The 13,508-nt window shown below is 40.8% G+C and carries 6 protein-coding genes and 1 pseudogene; all 7 read left to right on the forward strand.

Annotation, left to right across the window (positions count from 1 at the left end; all coding sequences use genetic code 11):
• Nucleotides 1–509 precede the first annotated feature (509 nt).
• Nucleotides 510–2,252: pseudogene (locus AC1DDX_RS14010) on the forward strand (SusC/RagA family TonB-linked outer membrane protein); the annotation flags it as partial.
• Between the two features lie 50 nt (nucleotides 2,253–2,302).
• Nucleotides 2,303–3,361, forward strand: a complete 1,059-nt coding sequence (locus AC1DDX_RS14015) for a TonB-dependent receptor domain-containing protein (RefSeq protein ID WP_477622176.1) — start codon at nucleotides 2,303–2,305, stop codon at nucleotides 3,359–3,361.
• Between the two features lie 23 nt (nucleotides 3,362–3,384).
• A complete protein-coding gene (locus tag AC1DDX_RS14020) occupies nucleotides 3,385–4,755 on the forward strand; it encodes a RagB/SusD family nutrient uptake outer membrane protein (RefSeq protein ID WP_477622177.1) in 1,371 nt (456 codons plus the stop codon).
• 12 nt (nucleotides 4,756–4,767) lie between these two features.
• The gene (locus AC1DDX_RS14025; protein WP_172660114.1) at nucleotides 4,768–6,102 is read left to right on the forward strand and encodes a DoxX family protein; all 1,335 of its coding nucleotides are present in this window, start codon (nucleotides 4,768–4,770) and stop codon (nucleotides 6,100–6,102) included.
• Between the two features lie 11 nt (nucleotides 6,103–6,113).
• Nucleotides 6,114–7,805, forward strand: a complete 1,692-nt coding sequence (locus tag AC1DDX_RS14030) for a hypothetical protein (RefSeq protein WP_477622178.1) — start codon at nucleotides 6,114–6,116, stop codon at nucleotides 7,803–7,805.
• Between the two features lie 163 nt (nucleotides 7,806–7,968).
• Nucleotides 7,969–12,054 (forward strand): hybrid sensor histidine kinase/response regulator transcription factor, encoded by a 4,086-nt coding sequence (locus AC1DDX_RS14035; RefSeq protein WP_288879172.1) that lies wholly within the window; start codon nucleotides 7,969–7,971, stop codon nucleotides 12,052–12,054.
• A 195-nt stretch (nucleotides 12,055–12,249) separates the two neighbouring features.
• Nucleotides 12,250–13,508: SusC/RagA family TonB-linked outer membrane protein (locus AC1DDX_RS14040; RefSeq protein WP_477622179.1), on the forward strand; the 1,259-nt coding region annotated here is incomplete at its 3' end.

The following is a 13,508-nucleotide window of genomic DNA, read 5'->3' on the forward strand; positions in this document are numbered from 1 at the left end:
CCTGATGAAATAAATTCAGACCTAGCAGGGCTGTTCCAACAACAATTTTTATTTTCATTTCTAATTTACAATTGACCTTATGACGGCCAAATATAATAAAATCTAGTAAATCGATAGAATTAATTTGTTTTTGTAAAAAATGCCGTTACATTTGTGGAAAAAGAATCAATTACTATGATTAAATAAACACATGGAAAAACAATTACTCCACAAAAAAGAAGACGCCACATCTATTCGCCTGAAGTTGAAATTCTCAGCTTACTGTTGTTGCTGTTTCGAGCAATAGCATTTTTGCTACTCCCTTAAAAAAATAAAGACAGGATAAGATCCTGCCTTTACGCTGGCCATCAGTATGCAACGCCAATCACCTACTGAAATGCCACTAGTTTCAACCAACGATTAATTAATTAAAACTTTTTAAAGTTATGCAAAATTTTAAAAAGGAGAGGCCTTTATCTAGTGCTCGCTCCTTTGTTAAAAAAACATTACTGCTGCTTAGCGGTCTTATAATGTTTTTATTTATTCCATTGATTTCCAGGTCTCAAACCCAAACAATTGTCAATTCTACATTAAAAGGGCAGGTTATAGACCAGGTAACCAGAAAAGGAATCGCCGGTGCCAGTGTAAGCATTACAGGTACTACACATTCGGTACAGACTGACAAAGATGGTAGGTTCAACTTTGTAACTGGCCAGAAACTGCCCTATACTTTGGTTATCACTTTTATCGGATATGAGAAAAGGGAAGTGATAGCCAGAACTGAAGCTATAGAAATAGAATTAAAGGAGATTACTAACCAATTAAATGATGTGGTAGTAGTGGCCTACGGTTCGCAGGAGCGCAGAAACGTAATCGGATCTGTCGTAAAAACCAGTCTCGATGATGTAAAGAACATTCCGGGTGGTAGCTTTGAATCGCAGCTTCAGGGAAAAGTAGCTGGTGTACAGATCACCAATAATACGGGTGTGCCAGGCGAGACTGTAAACATTCGACTGCGCGGGGCTAATAGTATTAACGGAAACAACAATCCTTTGTATGTGATAGATGGGGTATTTATAAGTAATACCAGCTTGCAGACTTATGATACAGGTGGTAAGTCCACATCGCCTATTGCTGATATTAACCCGAACGATATTGCGAGTATTTCTGTGTTGAAAGATGCTGAAGCAACTGTGCTTTATGGGGTTAGGGGAGCCAATGGGGTTGTTATCATTACCACTAAGCGTGGTAACTTTAACCAGAAGCCGAAGCTTGATCTGAATGTAAATAATGGTTTTGCAAAAGCCATTAAACTATGGGATCTGGCAACCGGCCCACAACATGCTGAATTGATTAACGAGAATTACATCAATACTGGTGGAACTTTTGCTACCCGCCCGTTCCGTCCTGTTTCAGAAGGAGGCAGAGGCTTACCTGAAGAGCAGCAAACTTACGACCGCTTAAGTCAGGTTTTTCGTACTGCTGCGCTGCAGAATTACGATGTTTCTTTGGCTGGAGGAAACAACGKAACAAAATATTACATTTCGGCGGGATACAACAAACAGGAGTCCATTCTGGCACCTATATCTTTCGATCGCGCCAGCTTCAAGGCAAATTTTGATCAGAAGATCACTAATAAAATAACAGTGGGTATAAGCAACACCCTTGGCAGGACCCACCGCAATGAAGGCCGGGCAGGAGATGGGCCAGCTGGTGGTTTACTTCAGGCGGCACTGCACACACCTACATATCTGTCACCTTATAATGCACAGGGTGTATTGGTTGGTAGAGCCGGCTTTGATAATGTACAGCTTTTGCTTGAAAATTACGACATCAACTCTACCAGTTTACGTTACATTGGTAACCTATACGGTGAGGCAGAACTCTTACCAGGACTGAAGTTCCGTTCCAGTTTTGGTTTGGACTATACCAATTATCCTGAATCTGAATATTGGAATACTTTCCTGATCTCGGGAAGTCCAAATGGTCTGGCCACTTCATCCGTTGGTCAGCGCACCTCGCTGCTTAATGAGCAAACACTTTCCTATAGTTTTAAGGTTAATGACAAACATACATTTGGCATTTTAGTGGGTAATACATTGCAAAGCGATGTGAGTAGTACCACTTCGGCCACCGGCAGAGGCTTTGCCAACAATTCGTATAAGCTTATTTCCTCCGCTGCGGTAACTACTGGTTCAGAAAGGTGGTCGAGAAGGAATCTTGCTGCCTTCTTTACTAAGCTTGATTACAATTTCGATGGCAAATACCTGCTTGATTTCAGTCTGCGTGCGGATGGATCATCTGCATTCGGARAGGACAAGCAATGGGGGCACTTGGCCTTTGGTCTGGAGGTTCATCATACCTTGGAAACCCAGGTACAGCACCTCAGCAAATTGCCAATCCTGATCTTGGCTGGGAGCAAACTACTCAGTTCAACACAGGATTTGATCTCTCTTTATTTGAGGGCAGGCTGGCATTTTCATTTGATTACTACAGAAAATATACCAGTGATGGGATAATTTCCAGCCCGTTAGCCGCTACAACAGGCTTTAGTAGTTATACTAAAAATCAGATAGAGATTAGTAACAGGGGCTATGAGCTGGGAATCAGCTCTACCAATATTAAAGGAAAGGACTTTAACTGGACAACGAGCTTCAATATATCCGGAAATAAGAACAAAATAGAGAAATTATCTGCACCGGTGAAGTTTGGAAGCAGGGACCTGATCTGGAATATAGAGGGAAGCCCTTTGTACTCTTTCTACCTATATAAAGAGCTTTATGTAGACCCACAAACGGGTAACGTGGTGTATGATGATTACAATAAGGATGGTAAGATCACTGCTGCAGATAGGCAGGTCTACGGGAGCGTATGGCCTAAGTTCTTTGGCGGTATGGGTAATAATTTTGCTTATAAAGGATTAGATCTGGGTGTATTCTTTTCCTTTTCTTATGGAAACAAGGTGTATAACCACAACAGGTTTTTTGGTGAAGCTGGCGGAGCACGTGATGCCAACCGTATCATTTTTGCCAGTAACGTAGACAGGTGGCAGAAGCCTGGTGATGTAACGAACACACCAAGGCCAGATGGAATTAACAACAACAACTATAAAGATGATGGCAGTCGTTGGCTGGAAGATGCCTCTTTCCTGCGCTTACGCTCTTTGGTACTTGGTTATACACTTCCTAAATCGATTACAGAACGGGTTAAGCTGGATAGGGTGAGATTGTCTGTGACGGCTAATAACCTGTTCCTGATCACCAATTATACAGGCCTTGATCCTGAGTCTTCTGCCAGTAGTTCACAAAATGCGCAGGGAATTGATCTGGGTACACCACCACAGCCACGGAGTTTTCAATTTGGTATAAATGTGTCCCTATAATTAGGGATAAGAAATTAGAAATCATGAAAAAAGCAATATATATCTTGTCCTTCTTTAGCATCCTGTCCTTCTCCTCTTGCGAGAAATACCTGGATGTAGAGCCTCGTGCATCAGTGTCAGACAAGCAAACGATCTACGACAATGCATCGTCACAAACTGCACTAACCGGGGTTTATGCTGCACTGGCATCCGGGTCTTATTATGGTACCACATTTCAGTCAATTGGATATCTCAATGGTGATAACATACAATGGACAGGTTCACAATCACAGGTTCAGGAATTCATAAATCATAATGTTAGTGCTGACAACTCTACCATCAGCAGCGCTTGGTCGGCCATTTACCTAACCATTAGCAGGGCGAACCAGGTTATTCAAAAGGTTCCTGGAGTAACAGATCCACTCCTTAACCAAAGTACAAAAGACCAGATCGTTGGTCAGGCTTATTTTATTCGTGCATTAGCCTATTTCGATCTGGCCCGAACCTGGGGCAGCGTACCGCTGATCACCAAGCCTACTGAAACGGCAACTGATAACAGTGGGATTCCGCGCAGTCCGCAAAATGAAGTATACGCACAAGTGTTGAACGATCTGGATAAAGCAGAACCTCTGTTGACTGAAACTACGGACAGACATAGAGCTACCCGAAAAACAGTATGGGCGCTAAAGTCGCGGTATTACTTATATAGAGGCGATTGGGCAAATGCAGAATTGTATGCAACAAAGCTGATTGTTGATAACGCGAATTACAAATTACTGAAACCTTTTGGAAGTTTCTTTCAGAACGATGCCAGGGCCACTCAGGAGTCTGTGTTCGAACTCTTTTACAGCGCTGCAGAAACCAATGGGCATCGTGGACAATGGCAGCCTCAGCAAAATGGGGGAACTCGCCAATGGGCACCCAATGATGCATTTGTAGCATTGGTAAATGATCCACYGATTGGAGGTACAAGAAGTGTTTTGGTGGCAAAAGACAACCAGAACCGTTGGTATGGCAATTTATATTACAGGAGTCCTGCAACAGATCCTTCTTATCTGATTCGCATAGCTGAACTTTATTTGATCCGCGCCGAAGCACGAAGTAACCAGGCTCCCGACGGTGCGACTGTTGCTAATGATAAGTTAGCCGGTGCCATTGCTGACCTGAATGCGGTGCGAGACCGCGCTGGACTGGCGGGAACACCTGCAGTTACCAAAGCAAATGTGTTGTTGGCTATTGAAAATGAAAGAAGAGTTGAATTTGCTTTTGAGCCGCACCGCTGGTTTGACCTGGTAAGAACAGGAAGAGCATCCGTTGTACTGAACATTACTGACGTCAGAAAATACCTGATGCCTATTCCTAATGATCAGCTGCTGATAGATCCGGCATTAGGGCCAAATAATCCAGGATATTAAAATTTATAGATTATGACAACTATTAAATTAGATCAATCTTCTCCTGAATGGAATGGTTATGAAAAAACCGCTCTGCGCTTCTTTTTCATCTATTTCATTCTTCAAACCATCCCGCTGGACTGGAAGTACTATAAAGGAATCTTTGCCATTAACTGGCTCAACCTCAATTATGGAGATATTTTTTTCATTACCAGGTATTTCCCCAGCTTTGGTTCTGCCACAGGAAGTTTCATCGACTGGATCATTATTGCCGTCATAGCCGCCATTGGGGCCGCAGTATGGGCTAAAAAAGAGAAACCAGATACAGATTATAGCATTTTGTACTACTGGTTAAGGACCATATTGAGGTACAGGCTGGCTATAGGAGTTATCGGTTACGGGCTTATCAAGTTTTTTCCGTTGCAGGCACCTTTTCCATCCATCAGTAACCTGAATACCAGTTATGGCGACTTTACCGACTGGAAGATATTCTCACTGAGCCTTGGTGTAGTGCCGGGTTACGAGTCTTTTCTTGGTGGAGTGGAACTGCTTGCAGGCATTCTCTTGTTCTTCAGAAGAACAGCCTCAATAGGCGCGTTTATTATACTGGTGTTTACAGGGAATGTATTCATTTCAAATCTTGCTTACGAAGGCGGAGAATATGTGTACAGCTTTTACCTGATCTCGCTGGCTATATTTGTATTGGCCTATGATGCAGGGCGAATCTATAACCTGATCTCACTGGGCAAACCAACTGCTCCGAATTTATTTAAGCCCGTATTTACCGGATGGTTAAAAAATGGCAGGATTGTTTTGAAAAGTGCAGTGATCTTCTTTTTTGTATTTGTTTACGGGTTTAAGACCTACAAAGGGTATAGGACCGACCCTTATCAGTTTCCAAAAGCAAAAGGATTAAAAGGAGCTAGTGGGATTTATAATGTTAGTGAGTTTAAACTCAATGGCAAAGTATTCCCTTATTCTGTTACGGATTCAACAAGATGGAAGGATGTGGTGTTTGAAAAATGGGCCACAATAAGTATCCGTTCAAACAGACCGGTTATACTTGATTCTACCAACTATGAACAGATCAGCTATAAAGATAAAGACAGAAATTACGAGTTGGCCGGTTCCGGTGGAAGACATTATTACAGCTATAAAGCAGATACAGTAAACCATCTGTTATTACTGCAAAACAAAAACAGTAATTACAAGAACGATAAACTGGTACTGAAGTATAGCAGGCCAGATAGCGCAACAATAATCCTTTCGGGCGTTAACAATTCAAAAGATTCTGTTTACGTTTTACTGAACAAAATAGACAAGAAGTATCCCATTAAACTTGGCCGTCGTAATCGTCTGAAACTTTAATACAAATGAAAATGAATAATTCAGAAAATACACCAACTCAGTGGTCGACAGGCAAAAAAATAGCATTTCGCATTACGTTTGTGTTCTTCTTGCTGGTATCCATTCCGCTAAGTAGTGGTTGGTATAAAAATTTAATTGCCATCGATTGGCTAAATCCACATTATCGTGATATATATGATATTGCACRCTTCGGTACCAATACACCCCCTGTGCTATTTGGTGGTTCAGGACGGCCAAACATTGCTGATGGGGAAGGACAAGAAGCTGCCAGTCCTCAAAAACAGCGTCGCAGCGACTCCTTAACGCGGGCAAAAGGTGCTGAATCATCAAAGATTGATTCAGATAAAGAGAGATCACAACGCAATGAAAGTAATGTTCAGAGAAAAAGAAGCTGGCTTAGCGACTACAGTTCATGGGGAAATGCATTGGCTATAGCAGTAGTAGTAGGGCTGGTGTGGAGTTTGCTCGACCGAAAAAGGCAGTCTTACAATGTATTATATTACTGGCTAACCGTAGTTGTACGTTTTAGGGCAGCTATAGGGATTATTGGTTTTGGTTTTACAAAATTGTTCCCAACTCAAATGCCGTTTCCTTCACTGGGCCTCCTGAATACAGATTTTGGCGACTTTACCGCACAAAAAATCTACTGGCTTTCCGTAGGTATAGTACCCTGGTATCAGGTATTTGGTGGTATAGTAGAACTTGCTGCCGGAGCCTTATTGCTCTTCAGAAAGACAGCTACCTATGGTGCTGTATTACTTATTGGTGCATTGGGCGATATCACTTTTGTGAACTATGCTTATGATGGTGGAGTGCATGTATATGCCTTCTATTTTGTTTTGCTGGGCACTTTAGTCATTGCTGCAGATGTGCCAAGATTATACAACCTGCTGATTCTTGAACGCTATACCGTACCACAATTTTACTATCCGGATTACCGTAAGCCGATATATAAATATACCAGGTTTGCATTAAAAGGACTTACCATCCTTATCTTCTTTGTAATTCTGACTTATACCGAAGTGATTAATTTTAAGTATGATCCTTATAAACAGCCATCAACAGCAGGGGTGAAAACACTAAGGGGCAATTATAATGTTACGGTGTTTAAAATAAATGGACAGGAGATTCCGTATTCCCCATTAGATAGTGTACGATGGAAGGAAGCCACCTTTGAAAAATGGACCACGCTGACATTCAGGATTAATAAACCAGTAGTAGTTGACCCGTCCAATGGTGGTGGCAGTCCAATGCGCGATATACAACGTACATTCGAAATTGCCGGTACCGCAGGCGGACAGCGTGCTTTTCATTACTATGCTGATACTGTAGAACATGTACTTTATCTACAGGATAAAAATGCCCTTGCATCTAGAGGTGGACGAGGCAGAAGGGGTGGCTCCGACGAGAAGGAAAGCGGTAAAACAGATAACTGGATCAGTAAAGTGGCATGGAAGAATATAGGTGATGAAAACAGGATGATCGATAAACGCGCCTGGTCTACCAGAAGAGACCGTGAATTTGCTCGTCCTGAGCGGAGTTCAAATCGGGCCAGGTTGACATTGAATTACCATACCACTGATGGAAACAAAGTTATCCTGGAAGGATTAAATGAGAATAATGATTCTCTTTATGTTGTATTGGATAAAGTTAACAGGAAATACGTTTTGCCTGAAAGTAAACTTAGCGCAGGAAAATACTAAACAAAATTTTTCGCTCATATGGGTCGTATGAGCGAAAAATTCATGATGGTTGTTGAAATTGATGGCTAAATGTTATCTTCGAGGATAATTTCCGTCTCAACTATACCCTACTATCCATAGGTTCATCATGCGTTTACTTTATTTTTTTATTGTTTTAATATGGATGGAAGTTCAGTCTCTGCCTGTTCAAGCACAGCTAAGTTCAGAGGGGAACAATGAACAATCTTTGTATCGAAGCTATGCATTTAAAACATATACTATTGCAGATGGACTGCCTTCTAAAAATACGACAGCCACTCTTAAGGATCGAAGAGGTTTTATTTGGATAGGTACTGAAAACGGCTTGTGTCGTTTTGATGGTTATACATTTAAAGTATTTTACCATGCGGAAGGAGATCATACTTCTATCAGCAATAATTATGTTAGCACAATAGTAGAGGATCATCAAGGTAGGTTATGGGTTGGGACAATGGATGGCTTAAATTTACTGGACCCACTTACTGAAAAGTTTCAGGGCTTTCATCATGATGAAAAAGTAGGTTCTTCGATCAGTAATGATAAAATATGGTCGATACTTTGTGATCGTGAGGGAACCATATGGGTTGGAACAGATGATGGGTTTAATAGATTTCATGAACAAACCAGATCCTTCACCACTTATCAGCCCAATCCGGGTATACCAGGTGCTATGGTTGGGAAATCAGTTAACGCTATTGTCGAAGACAAACACGGAAGCTTATGGCTTGGAAACTGGAGTGGTGGACTGAATAAGTTTAATAAGCACACAAAGCGTTTCACCAATTTTCAGCAGACGCAGTTACCCGGACTTAAAAATCCAAACGACATCTGGTCACTTGCATATGATGAAAATGGTATAATTTGGATTGGTACTTACTGGAGTGGTCTGTTTAAGTTCGATCCGGAAAAAAACAATTTCAAGTCAGTTCTGTTGCCAGATAGGGCCAGTAATGGTGTCTACAGTATCTTGCCAATACAAAAAAACACGCTCATTGTTGGAGCAAGTAATGGGTTCTATTGGTTGAATACTCAGAATTCTAAATGGGAGCCTATTAAAAATGTGATAAACTATGCTTTTGGAGATTCCTACATAGATCGTAATGGTATCATTTGGATTAACGGCAGGAATGGTGTTTTGAAGATTGATCGTCAGCAATATAAGTTTGATTTGACAGATCTTAAGCTGGAGAATTGCGAAGTGAATAGCCTGGCAAGTAAAAGTAATACGCTTTGGATTGGTACCAGCAAGGGACTGTTTACGCTAGACTATAAATCTGGAAAGATGTCTGGCTTTAAAAAAAATGTACAAACAACTAGCTTAAAGAGCAATGACATAAGTAAGCTTTATTTTGATAGCAAGGGGGTTTTATGGATTTTGACCGAAAATGGATTTGATAGCTACGATCAGGAGCGCAACTTATTTGTTCACCATAATCATCACTCCGCTTTGGGCAGTCTTTTTAACGAAGATGTTTTTCGGGATATCCTTGAGGTTGACCCCGGCATCTACTACCTTGCAACCGATGCGGGGCTTAAAGTTTACAATAGCAATAACAATACTTTTAAGCATTATTATAACAAAAAGGACGACAGGTATTCCTTAAGCAATAACCACCTTTATTCCTTGTTAAAGGACAAAAGAGGTGATATTTGGATTGGAACATATGGGGGCGGACTAAACCGTTTTGACAGAAACTCAGAACGCTTTCAGGTGATCCGGTCTTCAGAACGCTCAGGTACTGGAATCAGTAGCAACATTATCAGAAGCCTTTATCAGGACTCCAATGATAACATTTGGATCTCTACACCAGATGGATTAAACAAATATGTAGCTAAAGAGAAACGTTTTGTTACATATTCGAAAAAGGATGGTTTTTCCAATAATGTATTCAGAGGAATTACTGAAGATGCTGAAGGAAATATGTGGGTAACTACTGAAAGTGGAATATCAACATTTGATCCTAAGCATATATCAGTTAGGAATTTCGATGAGGCTGATGGGGTTTACGTGAATTCGGTTATGTTTAATGATGGGCAAAACATACATCTGGCCGGAAGTAGGGGAATTATCAAATTTGATCCCTTGGCTATCCATTCAAATAAAACCATACCACCAGTATATTTTACTGATTTTCAATTGTTCAATAAATCTGTTCTCCCAACCTCCAAAGGGCCTTTAAAAGAAAACCTGAATATCGTAAAGGAACTGACTCTTGACTATGAGCAAAGTGTTTTCTCATTTGAATTTGTGGGCCTAAATTACAGGTATCCAGAAAAAAATAAATATGCATATATATTAATAGGCTTTGATAAGAAATGGAATTATGTTGGTTCACAACGTAAGGCAACTTATACAAACTTAAATCCGGGAACGTATAAACTTTGGATAAGAGCGTCTAATAATGATGGTGTATGGAACAATAAGGGAAGGATTCTGGTTATCCATATCAGTCCGCCATGGTACTGGACCTGGTGGGCGTATCTTTTATATGCGGCAGCAGTTTGCCTGGCCATTTACGCATATATACTGTACAGAAATAAACAGGAAGACCTGAAGTATAAAATAAAGGTAGCCAATATCGAAAGTGAAAAAGAAAAGGAACTCAATGAGAAAAAACTTTCTTTTTTTACCAATATTTCTCATGAATTCAGAACTCCTCTTACTTTAATCATCAATCCGATTAAGGAATTGCTTTATCATGATGATAAAAATGTAGATACCAGTAACCTTAATATCGTTTATCGGAATGCAAAAAGACTACTGAGCCTGGTTGATCAGCTACTGCTTTTCAGAAAGGCTGATACCCAGGCAGATAAGTTGAAAGCTGCAGATCTGGATATCGTCAATTTGTGTAAAGAAGTATACCTGTGTTTTTCACATCAGGCTCGCTCAAGAAAGATAAACTATGAATTTATCTCTTCACAAGATCATATACAGATTTATGCAGACCGCGAAAAATTAGAGATTGCCATATTTAACCTGCTTTCAAATGCAATAAAATTTACACCAGATGAAGGACGCGTTTCCCTTGAGGTGTCAGAAACTTTGGATACAGTAAAGATTCAGGTCAATGATAGCGGATCTGGCATTCCCGACAACGCAGGACAGAAAATTTACAGCAGGTTTTATCAGGAGCCTGATCATAACAATTCTTTAAGAACTGGCTTCGGTATCGGATTATATCTGGTAAAGAATTTCATTGAGAGTCATGGCGGTACGATCAGTTATAAAAGTAGCCAGAATCAGGGGACTACCTTTTTTATCACGTTGCTGAAAGGAAGAACGCACCTTAACATAGATCAGATTCTCCCGGTTTCGGAAACGAGTTCTTTACTGTTAAAGGAATTGGCCGATGATGAGGTGAATCCGCTTGATCAAAAAGAAAGTATAACTGTAGAACAATATGACGCTGCCTTTGCTTCAGAAAGAAAATCCCTCATTATCATAGATGACAATAAATCCATCCGGGATTATCTGGTTGAGGTTTTTAAAACCCAGTACAACTTGTATGTTGCTGCAAGTGGGGAGGAGGGGATGAAGATGATCCGGGAATTTCTTCCTGATTTCATCATCAGTGATGTCATGATGCAAGGCATTAGCGGAATAGAGATCTGTAGCCTGGTCAAGGAAGATACCTCTTTATGCCATATTCCAATAGTGTTGCTGACCGCCAGTTCATCGCCTGAAATTAAATTGAAAGGTATTGAGATCGGTGCCGATGATTACATCAGTAAACCTTTTGATAAGGATTTGTTGGTGGCCAGGGTTGCGGGTATTTTGAAAAGCAAGAGCAGCCTTCAGCAATATTTCTACAATGAGGTTACTTTGAACCCAAATAATTTTAGAATCTCGGCTGAGTACAGAGATTTCCTTCAAGACTGCATCAGGATTGTAGAAAAACACATTACTGATCCAAACTTTAATATTCAGATCCTGGCCGATGAGATTGGTATGTCGCGCTCTAACTTGTTTAACAAAATCAAATCTATTTCCGGACGATCGTCTAACAGTTTTATTCGTTTTATACGTTTACGGAAAGCTGCTGAAATATTTATTAATACAGACAATACCATTTCAGAGACCATGTTTATGGTGGGCATGAATGACATTAAATATTTCAGAGAGCAGTTTAATAAATTGTTCGAGATGAATCCTTCAGACTACATCAAGAAATACCGCAAGAATTTTTCAAAAAATATTACCCTAAACAAGGATGTAGTAAGGAAATAGCCTTTTTTGAGGTGGAATCTAAATTTTACCCCTCTAATATTGGTTGTTTACCCCCTTTGATTCTCTGTAAATCCATCGAATTTAGCCCTGTCGACTCAATCGAAGATCGGGTATTTATGTTGTGCGCACAACATAAATCCTGTGTTTGAACGGGAGCAGTTGACAGGATAATTTCAAAACCAAATATAAATCGATATGAGAAAAACTATACGAAATGTATATTCTCCGCTTTGGCCGATGACAAAGAAGGTGTTTGTTGCAACGGTAATAAACGCGGTACTGCTTTCGGCGCAGTCGACACAAGCATCAGAGCTGATAGTAAAACCCTCAACATTTAATGCTCGGCAAGCTGTGATCACAGGTACAGTGCGCGATGAAGCAGGCAACCCTTTACCGGGAGTAAGTGTAATTGTGAAAGGAACAACAACCGGATCAATCACTGATGCACAAGGTAAATACAGTATAAATGCGCCTGACAATGCCATCCTTGTCTTCACTTATATTGGGTATACAAAAATAGAATTGCCTGTTGGAGGAAAGACTTTGCTAAATATCCAGCTCACTCCCGATCAGACTTCATTAAATGAACTGATTGTTGTTGGGTATGGTACCCAAAAGAAAGAAACGGTAACCGGATCTATCTCGCAGGTAAAGGGAACTGAACTTGTTAAAAGTCCACAGCCCAACCTATCCAATGCACTGGCAGGAAGATTTTCGGGTGTGGTAATCAATAATAGAGGAGGAGAACCAGGATACGATGGTTCGAGCATCACAATTCGCGGGCAAGCCACAACCGGTAGCAATGCCGTGCTTGTAGTGGTAGATGGTGTACCCGGACAAATCGGAGGTTTGGAACGCCTGGATCCGAACGACATTGAAAGCGTGTCGGTACTGAAGGATGCTTCGGCAGCGATCTATGGTAATCGAGCTGCCAATGGAGTAATCCTTGTAACCACTAAAAAAGGTAAAACAGGTAAGCCTACCATAAGCTACAGCTTTAACCAGGGTTTTAGTTCACCTACCCGTTTGCCAAAACTTGCGGATGCAGCAACGTATGCGCAGATCATGAACGAGATCAACTATTACGCAAGTGAATCCGGAGGTTTGAACCAATCTTATTCCGAAGAACAAATTCAGAAATTCAGGGATGGTTCTGATCCGATCTTGTACCCGAATACAGACTGGGCTCAAACAGTGCTCAAGAAATCTGCGCTGCAGAATCAGCACAGTTTGTCTGTAAACGGAGGAACTGATGATGTGAAGTATTACATGTCGCTTGGTATGATCGATCAGGACGGAATCTATAAAAATGGGGTTACCAACTATAAACAATACAATTTCCGCTCAAATATTGATGCAAATGTGAGCAAGCGTCTGAAAGTGGGATTATCACTTGCCGGCCGCGAAGAAAATCGCAAATTTCCAATAACTGGCGCCAATGATCTTTTCAGATC

Source organism: Pedobacter sp. 10L46_2, assembly GCF_056395165.1.